The organism is Arthrobacter sp. YN, from assembly GCF_002224285.1.
Classification (GTDB): domain Bacteria; phylum Actinomycetota; class Actinomycetes; order Actinomycetales; family Micrococcaceae; genus Arthrobacter.
The window spans coordinates 3779360-3803931 of record NZ_CP022436.1 but is presented as its reverse complement, the minus strand read 5'-3'; the positions used below and the strand labels follow the sequence as shown (position 1 = coordinate 3803931).

Below are 24572 nucleotides of genomic sequence, written 5' to 3'. Positions count from 1 at the left end.
GCTACCGCGGCGCCTGGTCCGAGCAGTAGTCGAGGTTCCGGTAGACGCTGCTGACGGCCGCGTCGGGATCGTGGGCTTCGAGGGCATCAACCAATTCGTCGTGGCCCTCGCGGGGGATGCCGTTGAAGCCGCCCTTGCGCTGCTGCCGGAGGAGGTCGTTGTGGAACACGCCACCGAACGAAACGTACAACTGGTGCAGCAGGGGATTCCCTGACGCCAAGGCAACGCGCTCGTGGAATTCCCAGTCGGCGCTGGCCCACGTGGGATAGTCCTCGGCCTGCCAAGCATCGTGGCGTAGCGCCAGGAGACGTCGCATTTCGGCCAGGTCTTCGGCGGTGGCGTGCTTGGTGGCCAGGCGGGCAGCCTGGGTGTCCAGGCCGAGCCGGACTTCCACAATGTGTTCCTGGGTGTGCTCCAAGTACATCCGCTGGGCCGCGCCGGACATCTCACTGTTGGCCCGGACATAGGTGCCGTCGCCGCGTCGGACCTCCAGCATGCCGGAGTGGGCCAGCGCCTTGATGGCCTCCCGCAGGGTTCCCCGCGAAACACCCAAGGTGGACATCAGCTCGGGCTCCGCAGGGATGCGCTCCTGGAGCGGCCATTCGCCGGACTTGATCATGTCCCGCAGCTTGGAAGTAATCTCCTCGGCCAGAGCCGGGCGATGCGATGGAGTCAGGGTCATGCAGTCCTCGGTCCGGTCTTGGTGGCAGTGCGCTTGCTGGTGAGCAGGTGGCAGGTGACCATGAGCGCTACGGCCACAATGGACAACAGGCTCAGCGGCAGCACCCAGCCGCCCGTGGCGCTGTGGAGCAGGCCCATGCCAAAGGGGCCGATTGCCGCAATCAAGTATCCCAGCGATTGGGCGATGGTGGAGAGCGCGGTGGTTTCCGCCGTCGACCGTCCGCTGCGGCTGATGATCACCAAAACCAGCGGGAAGATGCCCAAGCCGAAGCCGAACAACACGGCCGGAACAACGGCCAACGACGTCGGCAGCCAGATCATGGCGGCAATGGCCAGCAACGTTGAGCTGCTGGCGAGATACAGCGCGGGGCGGAGCATGCCGGGCCGGGAGCCGAAGGCGAGAAGGATCATGCCGGCAGCTACGGAGACCAGCTGCATGACACCAAACTGCAGGCCGCTCTCTGAAGCGCTGAGGCCCTGGGAAGTGAGGATGTAAGCGAACCAGCTCATCACGGCGTAGGCCAGGAAGGCCTGGAACGTAAAGATCGCGGTGATCAGAATGCCCAGCCGGGTGCGGAGCAGCGGCCACATGGAGACCCGCGGCCGATCAGTCTTGGTGGAGTTCCGGTGGGTGTGCAGGACTATCGGCAGGAAGCCGAGGAGGGCTGCGACACCCAGCAGGCCCCAGGCAGCCAGACCCATGGAGGGTGAGCCGAGTTCCTGCGCCAAGGGAACGCTGACGACTGCGGCGAAGGTGGCGCCGCCGGACATGGTGAACGTGTAAAGGCCGGTCATCATTGAGGTGCGCTCGGAGTAGTGCTCGCGGATGAACGACGGCATGGCCACATTGCAAACCGCCAGTCCGGACATGGCCAGGACGGTGCCACCAAGGAGGGCGCCGGTCACCGGAACGCCACGCACCAGCAAGCCGCCGGCCAGCAGCGCCAAAGCGATGGCAATGGCTTTCTCGACACCCACACGCCGGGTCAACCACGAGGTTCCCATGCCTGCGACAGCAAAGCACAGCAGCGGGATGGACGGCAGGATGGACGCGACCAGAGCGCCGTAGCCCAGCACCTGCTGCAGTTCGTGGAACAGTGCGGCGGCGCTGGTGATGCCCGCCCGAAGGTTCAGACCGATAAGAACCACGGCAATAATGCCGACGACGGCGACGACACGCGTCTTAGGGACCGCTTGCGCGGGGGAGACCAGAGGGATGTTTCCTGTAGTTGTCGTCAGAGAAGTCGTCACCATATTTAAAGGTTAGACGTTTGACGTCTAATGTCCAGAGTTTTGTGGCGAAGCTCTCCGCCAGGGACTGTGGGCTAGCCGAAGCAGGCCCGCTCAGCGAGGGTTGCGTGAACCCAGGCGCTGCACCGCCAAGGCTAGCCACAGCTGCACCCGGTCCGGCGTCTGGGAGGGGTCGTAGCCCGTCAACTCGGTGATCTGTGCAAGACGGTACCGCACCGTATTCCGGTGCAACGTCAGGGCTTCCGCCACTGCAGCCACTGACCCGTTGTGGTTCAAGTAGCTTTCCAGCGTGGCCACCAGTTCGGCCCCGTGCGCGGCGTCGAATTTCCGCAGCGGCGTGAGGGACTCGCTGGCCATGTCGGCGAGAGGAACGTCCTCGCTGGCGAGCAACAGGGACGTCAGGCTCAGGCGTTCAGGCTCGTTGACCGGCAAGCCGTGCGCCACGGCGTCGCGCGCTTCAAAGTAGCTCCAGCGCAAACCGTTCGGCTTCGTGTAGGCGCCGCCGATGCCGATCACGGCATGGATGCCGGCCTCCTGAAGGTGATCACTGAGGCTCTTGGCCAAGGCAGTGGCGGAACTGCCGTCGTCGCTGATGACAGTGACCAGGTCCTTCCCGACGACGGCGCTGATGCCGGCTTCCATTGCTTGGGGCAGGGAAATGCTGACCAGTTGCTTATGGTGTGCCGCGGACTCCGCAACCAGCACTACGTTCTTCCTCGTGCTGTTGATTCCAACGCCGGCCAAACGCCGGGCGGCTTCGATGGTTTCGAGGGTGCCGTGGATGACGTCGTCCAATACCTGGCCCGCCATGGCCCGCTGGGACTGACGCTGCTTGACCATGTTGTTGAGCTCCACGCTGATGAGGTTCTGCGCGTAACTGACAATTCCCGAGTCCACAAACGGTTGCCGGAGCCAGAGGGTGCAGGCATCCCTGCGGCCGGTGGGAATCGGATACGACGCCCAACCATCCGCCGTCGGCGCCGGCTTCCCGGCCACGCTGTTGTAGAGCTGCGCGCTGAACTGGGTGAGCACCACGTCAGTGCGGAGCATGCTGCCCAGTTGCTTGAGGAGTTCGTTCAGGCCGCCGCCGGTGAGGAGTGAGCGGGCCAGGATCTGGTGCCCGGCGAGGAGCCGTTCCAGATTGGAATAGTGGTCCGCTGAGTGCGACTCTGCCACCAGTTTTCCAATGGCGATGAAGGGGATTTCGTAGGGCACTTGCACCAGCGGAAGGCCCCAACGGTTGGCTTCTGCAATCAGCGCCTCAGGAACGGCCTCATGCGTCAGGCCAATGCCGAAGCCAATGCCCACGGCGCCTGCGCGCTGGACCTGGCGGACAAAGCGCCGCTGGTCCGCAGCGCTCTTGAGGCGCAACCCCGTGGTGAGAACCAGTTCCCCGCCGCTGAGGAAGCGCTGCGGGTCCTCCAGTTCCGTCACGGCAACCCAGCTGATGTCCTGGTTCCACGTCGTTTCGGCGAGGCCGGCCTGGCGGAGTTTCAGGGAGGGGACAGCGACGAGGGAAGCGAGGGACATTGCCATGCTTAAAAGCGTAACCCGGCGCTGGTCAAGCGCACTAAGCGAGGGCTTCTTGTGTGTGCAGCTGACTATTCCTTGCACCCCCTCCCTGGCATAGGCTCTGATCAGCTAAAACCCATGCCCAGACACCGAAAGAGGTTGCACACCGTGGTTCAAACCTTGCAGAACTTCATCAACGGCGAATTCGTTACGCCGGCAGGTACGGGTCTCCTGGACATCGTGAACCCCACCAACGGGGAAATCGTTGCCAAGTCGCCCATTTCGGTGCAGGCCGACGTCGATGCTGCCATGACCGCAGCGGCCGACGCGTTCAAGACCTGGAAGCACGTTACCCCCGGCCAGCGCCAGCTCATGCTGCTCAAGCTTGCCGACGCCGTGGAGGCCAACAGCGACGAACTCGTTGACGCCCAGCACCGTAACACCGGACAGGTGCGCTCCCTGATCGCCTCCGAGGAAGTTGCCGCCGGCGCCGACCAGCTCCGCTTCTTCGCCGGTGCAGCACGCATCATGGAAGGCAAGTCCGCAGGCGAATACTTCGAGGGCCACACCTCCTACGTGCGCCGCGAACCAATCGGCGTCGTCGCCCAGGTTGCGCCGTGGAACTACCCGTTCCTCATGGCCATCTGGAAGATCGGCCCCGCCCTGGCAGCCGGCAACACCGTTGTCCTCAAGCCCTCCGACACCACCCCGGAATCCACCCTGGTGCTGGCACGCCTCGCCGGGGAGATCTTCCCGGCCGGCGTCCTCAACGTAGTCCTCGGCACCGGTGAAACCGGCGCCATGATGGTGGACCACAAGGCCCCCGGCCTGGTCTCCATCACCGGTTCCGTCCGCGCCGGCATCGCCGTGGCAAGCGGCGCAGCCAAGGGCCTCAAGCGCGCACACCTGGAACTTGGGGGCAAGGCTCCGGCCATCGTCTTCAAGGACGCCGACATCAAGAAGAGCGCCGCGGCCATCGCCGAGTTCGCCTTCTTCAACGCCGGCCAGGACTGCACCGCCATCACCCGCGTGCTGGTGGAGGACTCCGTTCACGACGACGTCGTGGCAGCCATGGTGGAACACACCAAGACGCTGCACACCGGTTCGCAGAACGACGAAGACAACTACTTCGGCCCGCTCAACAACGTGAACCACTTCAACGCCGTCACCTCGGTAGTGGAACACCTCCCGGCCAACTGCAAGATCGAAACCGGCGGCCACCGTGCAGGCGAGAAGGGCTTCTTCTTCGAGCCCACCATCATCTCCGGCGCCAAGCAGACCGACGACATCGTGCAGAAGGAAACCTTCGGTCCGGTCATCACCGTCCAGAAGTTCAGCACGGAAGCCGAAGCGCTCGAGCTGGCCAACGACGTCGAATACGCCCTGGCCTCCAGCGTCTGGACCACCGACCACGGCACAGCCATGCGCATGAGCCGCGACCTGGACTTCGGCGCGGTCTGGATCAACACCCACATCCTCCTGACGGCAGAGATGCCGCACGGCGGCTTCAAGCAGTCCGGCTACGGCAAGGACCTCTCCATGTACGGCGTGGAAGACTACACGCGCATCAAGCACGTGATGAGTGCACTCGACGCGTAGCGCGTTCGCCCCACCCGTACGAATTTCCCAGAAAGGCAACCACCCCATGACCACCACCGCGAACGAACTCTCGTACCGCATCGAGCAGAAGCGCAACATCAACGGCGCCTTCCCCGGCCCCAAGTCGCAGGCACTGGCCGAGCGTCGCGCCGCCGTCGTTGCTGCCGGCGTCGCCTCAGGCGTCCCCGTCTACGTTGAAGACGCCGACGGCGGCATCATCCGCGACGTCGACGGCAACTCCTTTATTGACCTGGGCTCCGGCATCGCCGTGACCAGCGTCGGCGCGTCCGACCCCGCCGTCGTCGCCGCTGTCCAGGAAGCTGCTGCACACTTCACGCACACCTGCTTCATGGTCACCCCGTACGAGGGCTACGTTGCAGTTGCCGAGCAGCTCAACCGCCTCACCCCGGGCGACCACGCCAAGCGCACCGTGCTGTTCAACTCCGGCGCTGAAGCCGTGGAGAACGCCGTCAAGGTTGCACGCCTGGCCACCGGCCGTGACGCCGTCGTAGCTTTCGACCACGCCTACCACGGCCGCACCAACCTGACCATGGCACTCACCGCCAAGGCCATGCCGTACAAGACCAACTTCGGCCCGTTCGCGCCCGAGGTCTACCGCATGCCCATGAGCTACCCGTTCCGTGAAGAAAACCCGGAGATCACCGGTGCCGAGGCCGCCAAGCGCGCCATCACCATGATCGAGAAGCAGATCGGTGGCGACCAGGTGGCCGCCATCATCATCGAACCCATCCAAGGCGAGGGCGGCTTCATCGTCCCGGCCGAAGGCTTCCTCCCGGCACTGTCCGAGTGGGCCAAGGAAAAGGGCATCGTCTTCATCGCAGACGAGGTCCAGTCCGGCTTCTGCCGCACGGGCGAATGGTTCGCCGTTGACCACGAAGGTGTTGTCCCGGACATCATCACCATGGCCAAGGGCATCGCCGGTGGCCTCCCGCTGTCCGCGATCACCGGCCGCGCCGACCTGCTCGACGCCGTCCACCCGGGCGGCCTCGGCGGCACCTACGGTGGCAACCCGGTTGCTTGCGCAGCAGCACTGGCAGCCATCGACACCATGGAACAGCACGACCTCAACGGCCGCGCCCGCCACATCGAAGAGCTCGCCCTGGGCAAGCTCCGCGAACTGTCTGAAGAAGTTTCCGTGGTTGGCGACATCCGCGGCCGCGGCGCCATGCTGGCCATCGAGCTCGTTCAGCCCGGCTCCAAGGAACCGAACGCTGAGCTCACCAAGGCCGTTGCTGCCGCTTGCCTCAAGGAAGGTGTCATCATCCTGACCTGTGGCACCTACGGCAACGTGATCCGTCTGCTCCCGCCGCTGGTCATCAGCGACGAACTGCTGCTCGACGGCCTCGAAGTCCTCGCCGCAGCCATCAAGGCACACGCGTAAGTCTTAGCACTTCACACGCAAGAGGAGGGCCGGGTTTTGTACCCGGCCCTCCTCTTGTGTCTCTGCGCAGATTTCGCGGGAACGCGTCGTGTTCGCCGGAGCTTTCCGGGCGTGTTGGCACCGTTCCCGCGAACTCGGCGGGGGGATCGCGAAATGTACGACGCCGGAACGCGCCTAACTGCCCAGCGTCAGGTTCTTCTGGTGGCCATGTCCGTCGAGTTGGACCTCGAGGACCAGCGGATTGGCGCTCACCAGGGACACCCCGGCATCGGAATCCACCAGCGTGCGCCACGCCGAGTCATCGAGAGTGATCCGTACAGAGGATTGCGTCCGTGACGGGTCTGCCACGGACAAAGTGAGCTTGTCCCCGGACTGCCTCGAGGCCAGCGTGCACGGCCCGGACGCTGCGTATCCGCCTGCGGAGCCTGCTGCGAAGAAGTTGGCCATGACCAGCTTGTCCTTGGCCACCTCCACCATCTGGACCTCGGCAGAGTTGGCCAGGACCTTCACGTCTGGGTTGGCGGATTGGGAGAACGTGGTGGAGTGGTCTGCAGCCGGCAGGACCATATACGCGTAGCCGGACGCAACCGGGTCTGTGCCATGACGATGAGTGATGGTCACGTATTCCCGTGAGACGGGATCCGCGGTGCCACCCGTGTCTGCTCCTGAATTGACGTCGAACCAGCTTCCCGTCCGGCTGACCACCGCAACCTCAGGAGCCCCGGAAACGCCTGGGCCATCGAGGAAGACGTAGCCTCCGTGGCCTTCAAGGTGCACGGATCGCTTCACGACTACGGGTGCATCACCGGGGGCCATCCGACGGTTCCGGGAATCGGTCCGCACAGCAGGCACTGAACCTGCGGCGAAGGACCTGTTCTCCACAGTGGTCATGACTGCCGTGCCTCCCGTGCCGGTGATGCCCGCGCCGAGGCAGACCACCGAGTCGTCCAGGAAGAACCAGGACTTCCGGCCGGACAAAGTCTTGTTGTGGTTGAGGTGGTCCATGCCGATCACACCCCACCTTCCCTCCACGGTAAGGCCACCGGCGAAGGCCTGGAACGCGCGGGGGATTCCGGTCCCGGCAGCTCCTGCGCCGCTGGCACGTACCTGGTCATTCACGGTAGTGCCAGGCAGCGCATATGGATCCACGGTGGGCCAGAAGTCAGCGCTGAACTGGGACGGATCGGTCCGCGTGTACAGGAAGGTCATGCCATCACCCTGGTACCAGCCGAGGTTGTTTTCGCTGTTGCCCCACTCGTAGCGGCCGATGCGCTTGGAGGAGAGGTTCACTGTGCAGCCCCAGTCCGGGCGGTGGTGGACCAACCTGTCCTGATCGGCGAACATGCGGCTGTAAACGGGTGCGGGTGCGGCAACCACTGCGGCGTCTGACAGGACGCCGAGGGACAGCAGGGACTTTGCCAGGCTTTGGGTTGGGTGCCCCACGAGTTTCTGGTCCGCGCAGCGTTCCAACCAGCCCTTGGCCAGAGCCAGGAACCGTGAACGGTACGGCTCGTCGCAGCCCGGTGCCAGCAACAGGACAGCAGAGATGAGCCCGAAGCCGCTGACGTAGTCGGGTTCGCGCTGACGGGAGACAGCACGCCCACGGATGGTGTCCATGATGCGTCCGTCCCATACGAACGGGGCGTAGGTGTCCTCCACGGCGTCGAGCAGCACTGAGCGCTTGGGGTCGTTGATTGCCCACGTGCTTCCACCGAGCATTGCTATGATCTCGGCGATCCCCGCCAACGCCACCACTCCGTAAGTCCCTGCGTAGGGGAGGTAGGAATGCTGGACGTAGGAGCCGTCGGCGTAGAACCCGTCACCACTGGTGACATAGGTGAAGACGCTGTTGATCCCACCGCGCACGGTATCGCTCAAGGCGTCCCTGCCCAGCGCGATCTCACTTGAATTGTTGTCAAGGATGCCCCGCATACAGCAGGCCAAGGACTTGTCCACGCGGTTGGCACCGGTTTCCGCCAAGGATGTGGCACGGCCGCGCCAATTCGGGTTGGGAGCGAACCAGCGGACAGCTGCCAACAAGGAGGTGCGGAGAGCTTCTGGAACTTCAGCGTGGAGGAGTGTCAGGATGTCCACTGTCTTACGGGGGACACCGATCTCCCAGAACCACCAGTTTCCTGCTGCCTTAGTGGACGGCTTGTAGGCGGTGTCACTCAGTAGCTTGAGTCCAGCCACAATGTCTGCAGCCAGCTCAGGGTTCCCTGCGTAGGGGTTGCCCGGGACCGCGTATCCAAGTGCCATGTCGTAGAGCCGGTTGAAGTGCAGCCCCATGTTGCCGGTTGCTGCCGTGGACTGTCCGATTCCGGTCAGCGGGATGTCGCTCCACAGCGACGTACGTGCAGGAGTCTTGTCCATGGACGTCCACCACTTTTCGGCGGTCTTGCCCATTCCCTCAAGTTGCGCCGCGAGTTCCGGAATGTCCGCGGCGCTCCGGCCTCCGATGAGCACCAGCCGCCGTCGGTCAATGAGTTCCTTGAGCCCGGCGTCCGTGGCGGCGATCGATGGTCCGGCGTGGGAAAGAAGAGCGCCCGCGACGGCGGCAACACCGGCGGTGCGGAAGAGGGTTCGGCGGCTCATGGAGGTTCCAGCGAAGTTCATGACTGCTCCGTTCAAGGCTGCTGCCCGGAGCGCCCAGCCCACCCAACAGGCGTGCGACGGCGGTCTCCCCAGCGATGGGAAGCGCGACAGCAAGCAGCCAGGAGGGCGACGGGGCGTTGAGGGCGAGGGATGGACGTGGTGGGAAAGTTTCCGCAACCTTATGTCCGAGTCCCGGCCCCCTCAACAGAAATGAACAGAACTGCACAGCCCGTGATGGGCCAAACAGCGAATTCGCGGGAAGGTTGCCAAATCGTCGGGCAATTTCCGCGTGATTTGGCAGGGTTCCCGCGAACTCGGCGAGTCCGCCTAGGCTCCCGCAGCAGCCAGCCGGGCCTTTTTCTTCATCACGGAGTTCTTCCGCGTGGTCCGCAGCATGTCGATGGTCAGCAGGATCAGGGCCAGCCACACCACGCAGAAGCCGATCCAGCGGGCCGTGGTCATGGTCTCGTTGAACACCGTCAGCGCCACGACGAACTGGAGGACCGGCGCGAAGTACTGCAGCAGGCCGATGGTGGTCATGGGCAAGCGGCGGGCTGAGGCACCGAAGAACAGCAAGGGCACAGCCGTGATGACACCCGAGGCGACCAGCAACCAGAAGTGCCCCGCGCCCAATGTGGTGAGCGTTTGAACGCCCGTTACGCCGAGGACCACCATGGTGATGGCGGCGAAGGGAGCCAGCACTACTGTCTCCACGCTGAGGCTGGTGAGGGCGTCCACCTTGGGTCCGACTCGCTTTTTGACAAAACCGTAGAGGCCGAAGCTGAAGGCCAGGATCAGGGCGATCCATGGGAGTTGTCCGTAGGAGAAAGTCAGGACACCCACTGCGACGAAGCCGATACCCACCGCAGCCCACTGCAGTGGACGCAGCTTTTCCTTCAGCACGAACACACCCAGGAGGACTGAGACCAACGGGTTGATGAAGTAGCCCAGGGACGTCTCAACAGCGTGGCCGGTGGTGACCCCGAAAGTGTAGGTGAGCCAGTTGATGGCGATGAGGACTGCTGCCAGGGCCAGGGAGCCGAACACGCTGCGGTCCTTCACCGCGGCACCGAAAACGCGCCAGGCCCGCGTGATGGTGATGAGCAGTGCGCAGAAGATCAGGGACCAGACAATCCGGTTCGCCACGATTTCGACTGCGCTCGCCGGCATCAGGACGAAGAAGTACAGAGGAAGAAGGCCCCACAGGCCGTAAGCGCCGATGCCGAACAGGATTCCCGCCGTCGACTCGCTCCGCACGGGCTTGCCGGCATCAGCGTCAGGTTTGCCGACGCCGCCGGTACTTTGCCCGCCGGCCCCGACGGTCGTCGTCGTGGGCTGGCTTGAAGAGGAAGAGCTGGCAGCTATCTGATCCGGAGTCGACACATTGTCGCCAACACCACGCAGGCACGCAATATTCCGCAATCTTGGTGAATTTCCGTGACTCCTGCCATATAGGCGGCCGGGCGTGGGGTGGACATCTAGAATTGGAATCTGCGCGCCCCAACAACGGCGTGGCTCACTGCTTCGGAAGGGCTAACGGTGTCCAACTCAGCCGCAACCACCCCCCAACGTCCGCTTCGCGTTGCCATCGTCGGCGCAGGTCCCGCAGGCGTGTACGCCGCGGATATCCTGACCAAATCCAACGAGGTCAAGGACGGCGACGTGGAGGTCAGCATCGACCTTTTCGAGGCATACCCTGCGCCGTACGGCCTGATCCGCTATGGCGTGGCTCCCGACCATCCGCGCATCAAGGGCATCGTCAACGCGTTGCACAAGGTCCTGGACCGCGGCGATATCCGGTTCCTGGGAAACGTAACTTATGGCAGGGACCTGACGCTCCACGACTTCCGCGCCTTCTACGACGCCGTGATCTTCTCCACGGGCGCCATCAAGGACGCGGACCTGAACATCCCGGGGGTCGACCTGGAGGGCTCCTTCGGCGGCGCCGACTTCGTTTCCTGGTACGACGGACACCCGGACGTTCCCCGTGACTGGCCGCTGGACGCCCGCGAGATCGCGGTGATCGGCAACGGCAACGTGGCCTTGGACGTGGCCCGGATGCTGGTCAAGCACCCGGAGGAATTGCTGGTCACGGAGATCCCGGACAACGTCTTCGCTGGTCTGAAAAAGTCTCCGGTCACCGATGTCCACGTCTTCGGCCGTCGCGGCCCGGCCCAAGTGAAGTTCACCCCGTTGGAACTGCGCGAACTGTCCCACTGCAAGGACGTGGACATTGTCCTGTACCCCGAGGACTTCGAGTTCGACGAAGCCTCGGATGAAGCCATCAAGTCCAACAACCAGATCAAGACCATGGTCAACACCATGACCAACTGGCTGGTGGAGGAGCACGCCGAATCCGAGCAGCCATCTTCACGCCGCCTGCACCTGCATTTCCTCCACAGCCCCGTGGAGATCCTTGATTCGCCGGAAACTCCCGGCAAGGTCTCGGGGATCAAATTCGAGCGCATGCAGCTGGACGGAACGGGCAACGTCAAGGGCACGGGCGAATTCATCGAGTACCCGGTGCAGTCCGTCTACCGTGCAATCGGCTATCACGGTTCCCCACTGGAGGAGCTTGAGTACGATGCCCGCCGCGGCGTCATACCGAACGACGGCGGTCGCGTCCTGGGTGCCGATGGCGAGCCGGTGCCGGGAATCTATGCCACGGGCTGGATCAAGCGCGGACCGGTGGGGCTGATCGGCCATACCAAGGGTGATGCCCTGGAGACCATTGGTTTCCTTCTCGAGGACAGGCTCAACCTGCCCCCGGCCGAAAACCCGGATCCGCAGGCCATCATCGATCTCCTTGAGGAGCGCGGGATCGAGTACACCACGTGGGAAGGCTGGAACCGGCTGGATGCGCACGAGGCTGCGCTGGGCGCCGCTTGGCATTCCGGTGAAGGGTCCGAAGGCGACGGTGTGGTCCGTGAGCGCATCAAAGTTGTTCCGCGCGAGGAAATGATCCGGATCTCCCGCGGCTGACAAGGCGTTTTTGTACAGCTGATGCCCTCATTCGGCTGCTTTAGGGGCCTCAGCTGTACAAAAACTCCCTTCCCCGAACTAGACTTCACCGTACTGTCCCGCCCACCACACGTGCAGAGCACTGTTAATGCGGACTACCAGGGAGTTCGATGAGGAATCCAATCCATCCGCCTGTTCCAGGCAGCGAGGCCGCGGCACTGGTGCAGAAGCGTGCCCTGATGGGCCACGAGCGCTTGGACTCCCTCCGTCCCGGAACCACGGGAACCGCCCGTCCCGGAACCACCCAGGACATCGTGGGTCTCCGCCGCTTGGTGCGTGAGTCCTGGCAGCGTTCGGCCAGCCTGCAAGCCAATCCCGACGTCGCCGAGGCTCCCCTGGCGATGGACCAGGACGAGCTGGAGGAATACCGCCGGCAGCATCCGCTGGCCACCATCATGCCCGTGATCAAGAAGTTGCTGGTCCAACCCAGCCATGACAGCGGCCTGTTGGTGGCGGTGGGCGACGACGTCGGCCGGCTCCTGTGGGTGGACGGCGACCCGGTGATGCAGCGCCGCGCTGAAAGCATGATGTTCGTGGCCGGCGCCGACTGGTCCGAAGCTTCCGTGGGCACCAGCGCACCCGGCACGGCACTCGCCCTGGACCGCAGCATCCAGATCTCCGGCGCCGAGCACTTCAAACGCTCCGTCCACCCATGGAGTTGCACTGCGGTTCCCTTCCACGACCCCGACTCCGGGGCGGTGCTGGGCGTCGTAGACATCACCGGCACCGAAACCGCAGTGGCCGCGCACACCCTCTCCCTGGTGGAGGCAACAGTTGCCGCCGCCCAGGCGCAACTGCGGATCGAACGCCTGACGCTGGCCGCAGCGGTGCGTGAGAAACCTCGACGCCGGAGCGCGGCCGCAACCTCCAGCCATGCCCTGTATCGCAACAGCCTGCAACTGTTGGGCCGCGACCAGGCCCTGCTCAGCATCGACGGCCGGACCGTGTCCTTGTCCGCGCGGCACAGTGAAATCCTGGCCATCCTGGGCAGCCACCCTGACGGGCTCAGCGCAGAAGACCTGTGCGCCCAGTTGTACCCCGGAGACGGCTACTCGGCCACGTTGCGGGCCGAGATGGTGCGCCTCCGCAAAGTGATCCAGGAGCTCAGCCCGGACGCGGTTCCCCAGTCCCGGCCGTATCGCCTGCCCGTCGAGTTGCTTCCCGACTCCGGCCAGGTCCTCAACTGCCTGCAACGAGGCGCCCACCGCATCGCCCTGGAAATCTACAAAGGTGCGGTCCTGCCACGCTCGGAGGCGCCCGGCGTCGTGCAGTTGCGTGAAAGGGTTTCGCACCTGCTGCGCGAGGCGCTGCTCAGCGACGGCAGCGTCGATTCCCTCCTCAAGTACGCGGAGCTGCCGGAGGCGAAGTACGACGTCGACCTCCGCCTTGCCGTCCTGAAGCTGCTGCCGCCCCGCTCACCCAAGCGGGCCGCCGTCGTGGCCGATCTTGAACGAATCGACACCGAACTCACCGCGTGAGCTGACTCACATGGTTGCAACGTAGCTGCAACCTCCCCGCTCCTAGGCTCGGATCAATGGCGACAGCCACCGTGATTCGCAGCAAAGGAGCTAGCAATGACTGTTTACGCACAGCCGGGTGCCGAGGGTTCAAAGGTCACGTTCAAGGACCGCTACGAGAACTGGATCGGCGGAGAATGGGTTGCCCCTGTCAAGGGCGCCTACTTTGAGAACATCACTCCCGTCACGGGCAAGGCTTTCTGCGAAGTTGCCCGCGGCACCTCCGAGGACATCGAGCTGGCCCTCGACGCCGCCCACAAGGTTGCACCTTCCTGGGGAAAGACCTCCGCCACTGAGCGCGCAGCGATCCTCAACAAGATCGCTGACCGTATTGACGAGAATGTGGAGTTGCTCGCAGTCGCGGAGACTTGGGACAACGGCAAGCCAATCCGCGAAACCCTCAACGCCGACATCCCGTTGGCAGCCGACCACTTCCGCTACTTCGCCTCCGTTGTCCGTGCCCAGGAGGGCCACCTCTCGCAGTTGGACGAGGACACCACCGCCTACCACTTCAAGGAACCGCTGGGCGTTGTTGGCCAGATCATCCCTTGGAACTTCCCGATCCTCATGGCCGTGTGGAAGCTGGCCCCCGCGCTCGCCGCCGGTAACGCCGTAGTCCTCAAGCCCGCCGAACAGACGCCCACGTCCATCCTGGTCCTCATGGAACTCATCGGTGATCTCCTCCCTGCCGGTGTAGTGAACGTCGTCAACGGCTTTGGCGTAGAAGCCGGCAAGCCTCTCGCTTCAAGCTCCCGCATCCGCAAGATCGCCTTCACGGGCGAGACCACCACAGGGCGACTCATCAGCCAGTACGCGTCCAACAACCTGATTCCCGTCACCTTGGAACTGGGCGGCAAGAGCCCCAACATCTTCTTCGACGACGTCGCCGACCAGAACGACGCTTTCTACGACAAAGCCCAGGAAGGTTTCACGCTCTTTGCCTTCAACCAAGGCGAAGTCTGCACCTGCCCGTCCCGTGCGCTGGTCCAGGAAGGCATCTATGACTCCTTCATGACGGACGTCGTGGCCCGCACCAACAAGATCATCCAGGGCAATCCGTTGGATACCGACACCCAGGTTGGCGCGCAGGCCTCGAATGACCAGTTGGAGAAGATCCTGTCCTACATCGATATCGGAAAGCAGGAGGGTGCCAAGGTGCTCACCGGTGGTGCCCGCGCCGAGCTGTCCGGCGATCTGGCAGGGGGCTACTACGTCCAGCCCACCATTTTCGAAGGCCACAACCGGATGCGCATCTTCCAGGAGGAGATCTTCGGTCCGGTAGTGTCCGTCACCAAGTTCAGCGACTACAACGACGCCATCGGCATCGCCAACGACACCCTCTACGGCCTGGGTGCCGGAGTCTGGTCGCGCAATGGAAATGTCGCCTACCGCGCAGGCCGGGAAATCCAGGCCGGCCGCGTGTGGGTCAACAACTACCACGCCTACCCGGCAGGTGCCGCCTTCGGTGGCTACAAGTCCTCAGGTATTGGCCGTGAGAACCACGCCATGATGCTGGACCACTACCAGCAGACCAAGAACCTCCTGGTCAGCTACAACGAGAACAAGCTCGGCTTCTTCTAAGAGTTTTTGTACAGCAGATGCCCTTCTGGAGTGGTTTTAGGGGCATCAGCTGTACAAAAACTCCCACCATTCGTACGGATCAAAGGAGATCGTCAATGACAACCATGCAAGCTGCAGTCGTCACCAAGTTCGGTACCGACCTCGAGATCAAGGAAGTGGAACGCCCGACGCCGGGTCCCGGCCAGGCGCTGGTCCGTCTCATCACGTCGGGGGTATGTCATACCGATCTGCACGCCGCCGAAGGCGACTGGCCAGTCAAGCCGACGCCGCCGTTTATCCCGGGCCATGAGGGTGTGGGAGAAGTCGTGGCCTTGGGCGAAGGCGTCACAGACGTTGCCATTGGCCAGTTGGTGGGCAATGCCTGGCTGTGGTCTGCCTGCGGAGACTGCCAGTACTGCCGGACCGGGTGGGAAACCCTGTGCGAGTCGCAGGAGAACGGCGGCTACAGCGTAGACGGCTCGTTCGGCGAGTACATGCTGGTGGATACACGTTTTGCGGCGCGGATTCCCGAAGGCTCGGACCCGGTGGAAGTGGCGCCGGTGCTGTGTGCCGGCGTGACTGTCTACAAGGGCCTGAAAATGACAGAGACCAGGCCTGGCCAGTGGGTCACCATCTCCGGCATCGGCGGCTTGGGGCACATCGCCGTGCAGTACGCGGTGGCCATGGGGCTTCGCGTGGTTGCCGTGGACATTGCCGACGACAAGCTGGCTCTGGCCCGCGAGCACGGCGCCGAACTGACGGTCAACGCGCTGCACGAGGATCCGGCGGAAGTCATTCAGCGGGAAACCGGCGGTTGCCACGGAGTCCTGGTGACGGCTGTGCATCCGTCGGCCTTTGGACAAGCGATCGGTATGGCTCGTCGTGGCGGAACGATCGTCTTCAACGGGTTGCCACCAGGAGACTTCCCTGCGCCGATCTTCGAGATCGTCCTCAAGGGACTCACGGTCCGCGGTTCCATCGTGGGAACACGCCAGGATCTTGAGGAGGCACTGGAGTTCTACGCCCAGGGAAAGATCAAGCCGACGGTCTCAACCAGGGAACTCTCCGAAGTCAACGCGGTTCTTGACGAGATGAAGCACGCCAAGATCGACGGCCGTGTGGTGCTGAAGTTCTGATGAACAACGTCAGCTTGGAAGCCGCGGTGACGCTGCCCGGGGAGAATTTCTCCCGGGTGGCGCTCACCGCGGTGTCCGTGGAATTGCTCCGCAAGCTCTGGAAGCAGCACGGGCCGCTCATGTTCCATCAGTCGGGCGGCTGCTGCGACGGGTCTGCCCCCATGTGCTTCCCGGCAGGGGAGTTCCTGACCGGTGATTCCGACGTCCTCCTGGGCACGTTCGACATCGGAGCCGAAGGGGAGCCGCAGCCGCTCGGGTTTTGGATGTCCAAAGAGCAGTTCAACTACTGGTCCCACACCCATTTGACCGTGGATGTAGTGGCCGGCCGTGGGAGTGGATTCTCGGTGGAATCACCTGAGGGCAAACGGTTCCTGATTCGTTCCACCCTCATGGACTGGGACGTACCAAGCGTTTAGAGGCACCTGACTGGTGTGACGGGGGCAATGCGTCCCCGTCACACCAGTCACTCCTGTCACGGGGTTTCATGGTTCGTCTCACTATTTGGGATAAATATGGCCGTCCATTGGCCGGACACTATTCTTGATGAGTCCTATACCACTCCCATCCAGAATGTGGCATTTTTATGAACATTTTCAGGACCAAATCGATCGAGCAGTCGATCGCCGATGCTGACGAACCCGGTCGCAAGCTCAAGCGCAGCCTGAGCACCTGGGACCTCATGATCATGGGCGTCGCCGTTGCTGTCGGCGCCGGGATCTTCTCGGTCGGCGCCAAGGCTGCTGCAAATTTTGCCGGCCCGGCCGTCACCATCTCCTTCGCCATCGCCGCTGTCACGTGTGCTTTGGCCATCATGTGCTACGCCGAATTCGCCACAGCGATCCCCGTGGCAGGCTCTGCCTACGTGTTCACGTACGCCACCATGGGCGAGGTCCTCGCGTGGATCATCGGCTGGAACCTCATCCTTGAACTCTTTACCGCAGCCGCTGTGATCGCCAAGTACTGGGGCATCTACCTCAGTACGGTCTTTGGCCTGATGGGCGTGGAGATGCCACCATCAATCCAGGTAGCCGGCGTTGACCTCTACTGGGGTGCGTTCCTCATTGTTGCGATCTTCACCGTGCTGCTGGTGCTGGGGACAAAGTTGTCCGCCCGCGTCGGCAACGTCTTCACGCTGATCAAGATCGCCGTGGTGCTGTTCGTGATTGTGGTTGGCTTCAGCTACGTGAAGTTCTCCAACTACACCCCGTTCATTCCTGCCTCCGAGCCCACCGACTCCGGTGCTGCGGACGTTATGAAGCAGTCCTTCTTCGGCTTCCTCACGGGCGCCGCTCCGGCCCAGTATGGAACCCTGGGCGTCTTCGCCGGCGCAGCCCTGGTCTTCTTCGCCTTCATCGGCTTCGACGTCGTGGCAACCTCCGCAGAAGAGGTCAAGAACCCGCAGAAGACCCTTCCCCGGGGCATCTTCGGTGGCCTTGCCGTAGTGACGCTGCTGTACATCCTGGTCTCCCTTGCGCTGACTGGCATGGTTTCCTACACGCAATTGGCCGAGGTGAAGAACCCCACCCTGACCACAGCTTTCGAGGCCGTGGGCAACACGGATGCTGCCAAGGTCATCGCGTTCGGCTCCCTGGTGGGCCTGACCACCGTGATCATGGTGCTGCTCATGGGCCTGTCCCGTGTGGTGCTTGCCATGAGCCGCGACGGACTCCTGCCGCGCTCACTGTCCAAGACCAGCGAAAAGCGTTCCACGCCGGCCCGTCTGCAGATCATCTGTGGCGCAGCGGTGGCTGTGGTGGCGGGTGTCACCAAGGTGGACTTGCTCGAGGAAATGATCAACATCGGAACGCTCTCTGCGTTCGTGATGGTGAGCTTGGGCATCCTGGTGCTGCGTAAGAAGCGTCCTGATCTCAAGCCCGCCTTCCGTGTCCCGTTCGGCAAGGTCCTGCCGTGGGTCTCCGCAGTGCTCTGCTTCTACCTCATGACCAACCTTGCTGTTGAAACCTGGATCTTCTTCGCGATCTGGCTGGTCATTGGCATGGGCATCTACTTTGCCTACGGCCAGCGCCACTCACGGCTGAACGAGAAATTCGCTGCGGCCAAGGCCTCCGTGAACGGTGCTCCCGAAAGCCGCCAGGTCGACGGCGACGAGGACGAAGACAGCTACACGAAGGTCTAAACCAATCGCGGCAGCTTGTCAGACAGCTGCACTCATCAGCTCCAGAAGTCGCTCCGTGAAGCGCCCGGGAACCATCGGTTTCCGGGCGCTTTTGCGCGTTCCCGCCAACACCAGCGCAATTACGGCGCGGCATGCTGACCGACCCATTCCACCAGCGGCCTCAGCACTTCCCACCGGGCAGCAATCTCGTTACGGGCTGCGGGAGTGGACAGCCACTCCGGCTGACCCACCTCTACGCTCGCTGATAAGGACTTGTGCTTGAGCAGCTCAGCGCGTGGATGGTCTTTGTCCAGACCACGTGGAACGGTCTTGAGTTTCTCGCCCTCAATGGCGAAGCCTGACGCTGCCACCGCGTCAACGATTCCCTGGAGCTCCAATCCACTGTCCGGAGCGTCCACTGCGGCCCGGAATCGCGCCAGCTGCGCCGGAGTGTGGGAGTGGTAACCTCCGCCGATCAGCAGGCCATCCGCGCTGATCTGGACGTAGTAGCCGACGCCTTCCTGGGTGGCGGCAAAGGCCCCTTGGGCTGTCTTGTACGGCGACTTGTCCTGGGAGAAGCGGACGTCCCGGTGAGGGCGAAAGATCTTGGCTGGCCCGAACTGCGGTTCCAACTCTGAAAGGAGAGCTGACAGCGGCTCCCTGACCTCGGCGTCGTACGTTGTTTTATGCTCCAGCCACCACTCACGGTTGTTGTTCTCTTCAAGCTCAGCGTAAAAGCGGAATGCGGCAGTAGTGATGCCTTCGAATGTGCTCATGGAAGGATCCTAGGGACGCCACTACCGGCCCAGCCATAGCCAACGGAGGCTATGTGGAAAACAAAAAGATCACCCCGCCGCGGAGATCCGCAGCGGGGTGATCAGGAAATGCAGTAGAGCAAAGACGCTTAGAGCTTGTTGGCTGCTTCGGCGTCGGACTCGGTCTGGCCTGCACCGAGGTTGGCGCGGAGCTTGGCGCCGAGCTCGGAGTCAACGTTGGTCCAGTACTGGATGGCGCGTTCCTTGATGTCGGCGTTCTTCACGCCGCCAACGGCACCGGTGATGGTTTCCAGGAGGCGGGCCTTGGCAGCGTCGTCGTAGACCTCGCGGTACAGGGTACCGGCCTGGCCGAAGTCGTCGTCCTCAGCGTGCAGGGTGTGGGCGGAGAGGGTGAGCTCGCCGTCGTTCTCCCAGCCACCGGCCGGTGAGGTGGGCTCAACAGCAGCCGGGCCACCAACAGAGTTCGGTGCGTACACCGGGGTGGAGGGGGAGTTGAACAGGAAACGACCCTGGCCATCCTGGCTGTAGTTGTTGACCTGGTTCTTGGGCTGGTTCACCGGAATCTGGGCGTGGTTGGTGCCCACGCGGTAACGGTGTGCGTCGGCGTAGGAGAAGATGCGGGCCTGCAGCATCTTGTCCGGCGAAGCGGCAATACCCGGAACGAAGTTCGACGGCGCGAAGGTGGCCTGCTCGATCTGCGCGAAGTAGTTCTCCGGGTTCTTGTTCAGCTCCATGGTGCCCACGTGGATCAGCGGGTAGTCGGAGTGCGGCCACACCTTGGTGAGGTCGAACGGGTTGAAGCGGTACGTCTTGGCGTCCTCGTAAGGCATGACCTGGACGTGCAGTTCCCAGGAGGGGAAGTTGCCGTCGGCGATGTTTTCCTGGAGGTCGCGGATGTAGAAGTCCGCATCCGAGCCGGCCAGCTGCTCAGCCTGGTCGCCGGTGATGGTCTTGACGCCCTGGTTGGACTTGAAGTGGTACTTGACCCAGAAACGCTCGCCGGCGGCGTTGATCCACTGGTAGGTGTGCGAGCCGTAGCCCTGCATTTCACGCCAGGAAGCCGGGAGGCCGCGGTCGCCCATGAGCCAGGTGACCTGGTGGGCGGACTCGGGGGAGAGGGTCCAGAAGTCCCACTGCATGTCAGCGTCACGCAGGTGGCTGCCCGGGAGGCGCTTCTGGGAGTGGATGAAGTCCGGGAACTTGATGCCGTCGCGGATGAAGAAGACGGGGGTGTTGTTGCCAACGAGGTCGTAGTTGCCCTCGGAGGTGTAGAACTTCACGGCGAAACCGCGGGGGTCGCGCCAAGTGTCGGGAGAACCGTTCTCGCCCGCAACGGAGGAGAAACGGATCAGCATGTCCGTCTCGGTGCCCGGCTGCAGGAAGGCTGCCTTGGTGTAGGCCGAAACGTCCGAGGTGGTCTTGAACGTACCGAAAGCGCCGCCACCCTTGGCGTGCACTACACGCTCCGGGACACGCTCGCGGTTGAACTGTGCGAGCTTCTCCACCAGGTAGTGGTCGGTGAGGATGATGGCACCGTCAGCGCCGACGGACTTGGAGTGCGCGTCGGAGGTAACGGGTGCACCTGACTGGGTTGTTGAAATAGCAGTCATTGTTCTCCTTTTTTCTTATTTCTGAGTTACGGAAGTTACGGGAAGCTGTTGTTTGGACTGGCAGTCCTGGCAGACGCCTTGATAGAGGACATCTGCGATCTGGATGGTCATGGGCTTGGAATTCTCATCCCAATGCGGGGTGAGGCACGGTGCGTGGCCCACGGCGCAATCCACGTCCTCCACCTTGCCGCAGCTGATGCACACGGCGTGATGGTGGTTGTCACCCACCCGGGTTTCGTAGAGCGCGGGGGAGTGCGGGGGCTCGAAGCGGCGCAGCATCTGCAGGTCCGTGAGGTCGCTGAGCACTACGTAAACGGACTGCGCCGTCAGTTCAGGAAGCTCTTTGCGCGCAGCGGCAAGAATGCCTTCTGCCGGAGAATGCGGATGGTGCTGGACTGCGGCGAGCACTGCCAGCCGCTGTTTGGTCACACGCCGGCCGTGGGCATGCAGGGCGGCTGCCCATTCTGCTTGCTCGGCGGTGTGATCTGTCATGCATTCATTGAAACACTTATTTTGAGGAGTTCACAATAAGGCAAGGCTAACTTCAGGCAAATTTAAGAGGCCCTCCAAGGGGTTGACGTCTTCGGCAGCTGACCGGCCCAGGGCATGGACCCGCAACGGAGCTCCAGGCTCTTCGCCTTCCAAGGCAACACAACTGAATCCACTGAAACCTCCGGGGACGGGAAGTGCGGCCAAGGCTGCACCGATCGCCAACAACTCTGCCGGACGGACCTCGCTGATGGCTGCCAGCTTCCTGACAGTTTCCAGGACGGTGTGGCGTGGTCCAGCGTCCACGGCCCGGACCAGCGGACCGGTACCGGAAACAGGCTCGACGGCGGCACTGGCCGCAGCGTCGGAGCCCACCATAGTCTCCGGCCGGGCCAGCCGCAGTGCCTCACGCATGGCTGCGTCGGTGGCTTCCATATCGTGGTCCGGTTCGCCCTTCCGGCGGTGCGCCGGAAGCGAAAGCTGGTGTGCCGGCGTCGTGGTTTCTCCGTCCCATCGCCCGAAGAGGTGGAAGGTGGGCGTTGACGATTCCGCCACCGGCTCCCCGATGGCTGAACCCAAGGGGTGCCATTGGTGGGCAAACATGATGGCGCACCGGGTGGCGCCCAGGACGTCGGCCAAAGCGGCACGGACCAGGCCGTGGCAGAAGAGCCAGTCGGCGGCTGACGGGTGTGCGAACTCTGTTGAGGGGTCCGAGAGCCTGATCAGCACATGCCCGGCGGTGAGGGGGTGACGTGGCCTGGCGATCTCCCAAAAGGCCGAACGGTACAGCAATTGTCGCGATGCGACCATGTCAACTCCTTCCCCCGGGTGAGCCTACCAAGCTGGGGGCCGCAGGTGGGAGGGGTGTAGGCGGGAGAGCGCAGGTGGGGGTGGCGGGCAGGCGGCGGAAGGCTCGTTTAAGGTAGGACGGTGGCGAAACTACTGGCAGACATCACCCCGCTGAAGGAGAGTCCGGCCTTCCGACGGCTCTGGCTGGGCGCATCGGTGGCTGCCATCGGTACCCAACTGACCTTGGTGGCTGTCAGCTTGGAGGTCTACCGGCTCACCCAGGAGAGCTTCTACGTGGGACTCCTGGGCATCTTTGCGCTGGTCCCGTTGGTGATCGCCGGACTCTACGGCGGGTCCATTTCGGACGCCTATGACCGCCGCAAAGTGGCCATCATCGCCTCCCTCGTCCTGTGGGCGACCACCGCAGGGCTCGCCCTGCAGGCATGGCTGGAGATCGGCAACATCTGGATCCTCTACGCACTGGTGGCCATCCAAAGTGGAGCGCAGGGCATCAACGGTCCCGCCCGCAGCGCCATCATTCCGTTGCTGGTCCGCAAGGACCTGCTCCCTGCAGCCAACGCCCTGAGCATGCTGACGTTCGGCCTGTCCATGACTGCCGGACCACTCCTGGCCGGGGTTCTGGTGGCTACCATCGGCTTCGGCTGGACCTACACCATCGATGTCATCAGCTTTACGTTTGCCCTCTGGGGCCTCTTCAAGCTTCCTCCATTGCCGCCGTCCAAGGATGCCGTGCGGCCCGGGCTGCGATCAGTGGTGGAAGGGTTCCGCTTCCTGGGTACCCGCCCCAACGTCCGCATGACCTTCATCATCGACCTCATCGCCATGATCTGCGCCCAACCGCGTGCTCTGATGCCTGCCATCGGTGCGGTCATGATCGGCGGAGGCGAAGCCACAGTGGGCATACTTCTTGCCTCGACAGCCGTCGGCGCGTTCCTTGCCGGCCTGTTTTCCGGGCCGCTGGGCCGGGTACGCAAACAAGGCAGCGCCGTGGTGTGGTCCGTGGTGGGTTGGGGAGCCTCCATTGCCGGCTTTGGGCTGGTGGTGCTGCTCGCCGGCGATTCCGGCCGCGAGGGCGTCACCCCCTGGCTGGTCCCAGCAGCCCTCTGCTGTGCCCTGGCCGGCATTTCGGATTCTGTCAGCGCCGTTTTCCGCACCACCATCCTCCAATCGGCCACACCGGATCACCTGCGGGGCAGGCTGCAGGGAGTCTTCATTGTGGTGGTGGCGGGCGGTCCACGCGTGGGGGACATGCTGGCCGGCGGTGTCACACAGTTCCTCAGCGAAGGCGGAGTGTTGCTTATGGGCGGACTCCTCTGCATCGTCCTGGCGTGGCTGGCTTCGCGCCTTCAGCCCGGGTTCGTTGCCTACGATGCCAAACATCCGGTGCCGTAGCAGTGCCGGTCACCCCACCACCGTAGGCTGGGAGCGGAACACGACGGCCGGCGTCGGCGTTAATCCGTACAGAACCCCTGCTGGAGCCGAAGGAAGAGGCAAGAACAACAGTGCACAAACACAACAATGGACTCAAGACGGCGGCACTGTTCGGCGTGCTGTGGGCGGTGTTGTTGGGTTTGGGCGCCCTCATCGCAGCGGGAACGCGCAGCACGACGCCCATCTGGATCATGGCGTTGATCGGCGTGGGCACCACCGCCTACGGATACTGGAACAGCGACAAGATCGCCATCCGGTCCATGGCCGCCTACCCGGTGACCGAATCCCAGGCTCCTCATCTGTACCAGATCGTTCGTGAGCTCTCCGTCAGGGCCAACAAGCCAATGCCGCGGATCTACCTGTCGCCCACCATGACCCCCAACGCCTTTGCCACCGGCCGCAACCCCAAAAACGCCGCCGTGTGCTGCACCGAAGGGATCCTGCACCTGCTGGACGCCCGCGAGCTCAGGGGAGTGCTGGGGCATGAACTGATGCACGTGTACAACCGCGACATCCTGACCTCGTCGGTGGCTGCTGCCGTGGCCGGAGTCATCACCTCCGTGGGGCAGATGCTGCTGATCTTCGGCAGCGGGGACCGGCGCAACGCCAACCCGCTGGCCACCATCGCCATGGCATTGCTGGCGCCGTTCGCGGCTTCGCTCATCCAGATGGCCATCTCCCGCACGAGGGAGTACGACGCCGATGAGGACGGCGCCGAGCTCACCGGCGATCCGCTGGCACTCGCCTCAGCCCTGCGCAAGATCGAGTCCGGCGTCACCCAGCTGCCGCTCCCGCAGGACCAGAAGCTCGTCAACGCGTCGCATCTCATGATCGCCAACCCGTTCCGTGGCGGCGGCATGCGGCGGATGTTCTCCACCCACCCGCCCATGAAGGAACGGATCAGCCGCTTGGAGCGGATGGCCGGCCGCCCGCTTTCCTAGGTTCACAGTGAAGCGGTCACGCCCGGACTACGCGAACAGCCCGTCGCCGATGTAGCCGCCTGCCGGACTGACCTGGATGGGACCATCCGTGGCGCCCGTGGTCTTGGTGTTGTCCGTATTCCCGG

The 24572-nt window shown here is 63.5% G+C and carries 19 protein-coding genes; 10 read left to right on the top strand and 9 right to left on the bottom strand.

Annotation, left to right across the window (positions count from 1 at the left end; all coding sequences use genetic code 11):
- Position 1: 1 nt before the first annotated feature.
- The 3 genes from CGK93_RS17450 to CGK93_RS17440 all read right to left on the bottom strand — a co-directional run bounded on the left by CGK93_RS17450 (position 2) and on the right by CGK93_RS17440 (position 3468).
- Positions 2 to 682 carry a FadR/GntR family transcriptional regulator gene (locus CGK93_RS17450; protein ID WP_089595901.1) on the bottom strand — a complete coding sequence of 227 codons (681 nt, stop codon included), beginning with the start codon at positions 680 to 682 and terminating at the stop codon, positions 2 to 4.
- On the bottom strand, positions 679 to 1935 hold the full coding sequence (locus CGK93_RS17445; RefSeq protein ID WP_089595900.1) for an MFS transporter: 1257 nt from the start codon (positions 1933 to 1935) through the stop codon (positions 679 to 681). Before CGK93_RS17445 ends, CGK93_RS17450 begins: the two co-directional genes overlap by 4 nt.
- 90 nt (positions 1936 to 2025) lie before the next feature.
- Positions 2026 to 3468, bottom strand: coding sequence for a PucR family transcriptional regulator (locus CGK93_RS17440; protein ID WP_089595899.1), 1443 nt, complete (start codon positions 3466 to 3468; stop codon positions 2026 to 2028).
- Between the two features lie 144 nt (positions 3469 to 3612).
- On the opposite strand from CGK93_RS17440, the gene CGK93_RS17435 reads away from it, so the two are divergent.
- The gene (locus tag CGK93_RS17435; RefSeq protein ID WP_089595898.1) at positions 3613 to 5043 is read left to right on the top strand and encodes an aminobutyraldehyde dehydrogenase; all 1431 of its coding nucleotides are present in this window, start codon (positions 3613 to 3615) and stop codon (positions 5041 to 5043) included.
- A gap of 46 nt (positions 5044 to 5089) precedes the next feature.
- Positions 5090 to 6445, top strand: a complete 1356-nt coding sequence (gene gabT / locus CGK93_RS17430; protein ID WP_089595897.1) for a 4-aminobutyrate--2-oxoglutarate transaminase — start codon at positions 5090 to 5092, stop codon at positions 6443 to 6445.
- A 174-nt stretch (positions 6446 to 6619) separates the two neighbouring features.
- On the opposite strand, the gene CGK93_RS17425 is transcribed toward gabT, so the two are convergent.
- Both CGK93_RS17425 and rarD read right to left on the bottom strand, forming a co-directional pair.
- Positions 6620 to 9061 (bottom strand): polysaccharide lyase 8 family protein, encoded by a 2442-nt coding sequence (locus CGK93_RS17425; RefSeq protein WP_089595896.1) that lies wholly within the window; start codon positions 9059 to 9061, stop codon positions 6620 to 6622.
- 306 nt (positions 9062 to 9367) lie between these two features.
- Positions 9368 to 10462, bottom strand: coding sequence for an EamA family transporter RarD (gene rarD / locus CGK93_RS17420; protein WP_089595895.1), 1095 nt, complete (start codon positions 10460 to 10462; stop codon positions 9368 to 9370).
- A 117-nt stretch (positions 10463 to 10579) separates the two neighbouring features.
- Here rarD and CGK93_RS17415 point away from each other — a divergent pair, with 117 nt between their 5' ends.
- The 6 genes from CGK93_RS17415 (at position 10580) to CGK93_RS17390 (ending at position 18411) form a co-directional block, all read left to right on the top strand.
- Positions 10580 to 12022, top strand: coding sequence for an FAD-dependent oxidoreductase (locus CGK93_RS17415; protein ID WP_089595894.1), 1443 nt, complete (start codon positions 10580 to 10582; stop codon positions 12020 to 12022).
- A gap of 149 nt (positions 12023 to 12171) precedes the next feature.
- On the top strand, positions 12172 to 13539 hold the full coding sequence (locus tag CGK93_RS17410) for a GAF domain-containing protein (protein ID WP_089595893.1): 1368 nt from the start codon (positions 12172 to 12174) through the stop codon (positions 13537 to 13539).
- 96 nt (positions 13540 to 13635) lie between these two features.
- The gene (gene exaC / locus CGK93_RS17405) at positions 13636 to 15159 is read left to right on the top strand and encodes an acetaldehyde dehydrogenase ExaC (protein ID WP_089595892.1); all 1524 of its coding nucleotides are present in this window, start codon (positions 13636 to 13638) and stop codon (positions 15157 to 15159) included.
- A 104-nt stretch (positions 15160 to 15263) separates the two neighbouring features.
- Positions 15264 to 16274, top strand: coding sequence for an alcohol dehydrogenase AdhP (gene adhP, locus CGK93_RS17400; RefSeq protein WP_089597546.1), 1011 nt, complete (start codon positions 15264 to 15266; stop codon positions 16272 to 16274).
- Positions 16274 to 16690, top strand: coding sequence for a DUF779 domain-containing protein (locus CGK93_RS17395; protein WP_089595891.1), 417 nt, complete (start codon positions 16274 to 16276; stop codon positions 16688 to 16690). The genes adhP and CGK93_RS17395 overlap by 1 nt, the downstream gene beginning before the upstream one ends.
- A 167-nt stretch (positions 16691 to 16857) precedes the next feature.
- Positions 16858 to 18411, top strand: coding sequence for an APC family permease (locus CGK93_RS17390; protein WP_089595890.1), 1554 nt, complete (start codon positions 16858 to 16860; stop codon positions 18409 to 18411).
- 119 nt (positions 18412 to 18530) lie between these two features.
- On the opposite strand, the gene CGK93_RS17385 is transcribed toward CGK93_RS17390, so the two are convergent.
- From CGK93_RS17385 to CGK93_RS17370, 4 genes are all read right to left on the bottom strand, one after another.
- Positions 18531 to 19166 (bottom strand): DUF2461 domain-containing protein, encoded by a 636-nt coding sequence (locus tag CGK93_RS17385; protein ID WP_089595889.1) that lies wholly within the window; start codon positions 19164 to 19166, stop codon positions 18531 to 18533.
- Positions 19167 to 19294: 128 nt separating this feature from the next.
- Complete coding sequence (locus CGK93_RS17380; RefSeq protein ID WP_089595888.1) at positions 19295 to 20776, bottom strand: catalase; 1482 nt, start codon at positions 20774 to 20776, stop codon at positions 19295 to 19297.
- A gap of 15 nt (positions 20777 to 20791) precedes the next feature.
- Positions 20792 to 21268, bottom strand: coding sequence for a Fur family transcriptional regulator (locus CGK93_RS17375; RefSeq protein WP_089595887.1), 477 nt, complete (start codon positions 21266 to 21268; stop codon positions 20792 to 20794).
- A 30-nt stretch (positions 21269 to 21298) separates the two neighbouring features.
- Positions 21299 to 22075 carry a hypothetical protein gene (locus tag CGK93_RS17370; RefSeq protein ID WP_089595886.1) on the bottom strand — a complete coding sequence of 259 codons (777 nt, stop codon included), beginning with the start codon at positions 22073 to 22075 and terminating at the stop codon, positions 21299 to 21301.
- A gap of 120 nt (positions 22076 to 22195) precedes the next feature.
- Here CGK93_RS17370 and CGK93_RS17365 point away from each other — a divergent pair, with 120 nt between their 5' ends.
- Both CGK93_RS17365 and htpX read left to right on the top strand, forming a co-directional pair.
- Positions 22196 to 23467 (top strand): MFS transporter, encoded by a 1272-nt coding sequence (locus CGK93_RS17365; RefSeq protein ID WP_089595885.1) that lies wholly within the window; start codon positions 22196 to 22198, stop codon positions 23465 to 23467.
- A gap of 110 nt (positions 23468 to 23577) precedes the next feature.
- A complete protein-coding gene (htpX, locus tag CGK93_RS17360) occupies positions 23578 to 24447 on the top strand; it encodes a zinc metalloprotease HtpX (protein WP_089595884.1) in 870 nt (289 codons plus the stop codon).
- Positions 24448 to 24572: the final 125 nt, after the last annotated feature.

Excerpts from the sequence above, each read along its gene's own strand:
- CGK93_RS17425 (WP_089595896.1), bottom strand. The coding sequence starts at position 9,061 with ATGAACTTCGCTGGAACCTCCATGAGCCGCCGAACCCTCTTCCGCACC.
- CGK93_RS17395 (WP_089595891.1), top strand. The coding sequence starts at position 16,274 with ATGAACAACGTCAGCTTGGAAGCCGCGGTGACGCTGCCCGGGGAGAAT.
- CGK93_RS17385 (WP_089595889.1), bottom strand. The coding sequence starts at position 19,166 with ATGAGCACATTCGAAGGCATCACTACTGCCGCATTCCGCTTTTACGCT.
- gabT (WP_089595897.1), top strand. The coding sequence starts at position 5,090 with ATGACCACCACCGCGAACGAACTCTCGTACCGCATCGAGCAGAAGCGC.
- CGK93_RS17375 (WP_089595887.1), bottom strand. The coding sequence starts at position 21,268 with ATGACAGATCACACCGCCGAGCAAGCAGAATGGGCAGCCGCCCTGCAT.
- exaC (WP_089595892.1), top strand. The coding sequence starts at position 13,636 with ATGACTGTTTACGCACAGCCGGGTGCCGAGGGTTCAAAGGTCACGTTC.
- CGK93_RS17380 (WP_089595888.1), bottom strand. The coding sequence starts at position 20,776 with ATGACTGCTATTTCAACAACCCAGTCAGGTGCACCCGTTACCTCCGAC.
- CGK93_RS17450 (WP_089595901.1), bottom strand. The coding sequence starts at position 682 with ATGACCCTGACTCCATCGCATCGCCCGGCTCTGGCCGAGGAGATTACT.
- CGK93_RS17440 (WP_089595899.1), bottom strand. The coding sequence starts at position 3,468 with ATGGCAATGTCCCTCGCTTCCCTCGTCGCTGTCCCCTCCCTGAAACTC.
- CGK93_RS17370 (WP_089595886.1), bottom strand. The coding sequence starts at position 22,075 with ATGGTCGCATCGCGACAATTGCTGTACCGTTCGGCCTTTTGGGAGATC.
- adhP (WP_089597546.1), top strand. The coding sequence starts at position 15,264 with ATGCAAGCTGCAGTCGTCACCAAGTTCGGTACCGACCTCGAGATCAAG.
- CGK93_RS17445 (WP_089595900.1), bottom strand. The coding sequence starts at position 1,935 with ATGGTGACGACTTCTCTGACGACAACTACAGGAAACATCCCTCTGGTC.
- CGK93_RS17410 (WP_089595893.1), top strand. The coding sequence starts at position 12,172 with ATGAGGAATCCAATCCATCCGCCTGTTCCAGGCAGCGAGGCCGCGGCA.
- CGK93_RS17390 (WP_089595890.1), top strand. The coding sequence starts at position 16,858 with ATGAACATTTTCAGGACCAAATCGATCGAGCAGTCGATCGCCGATGCT.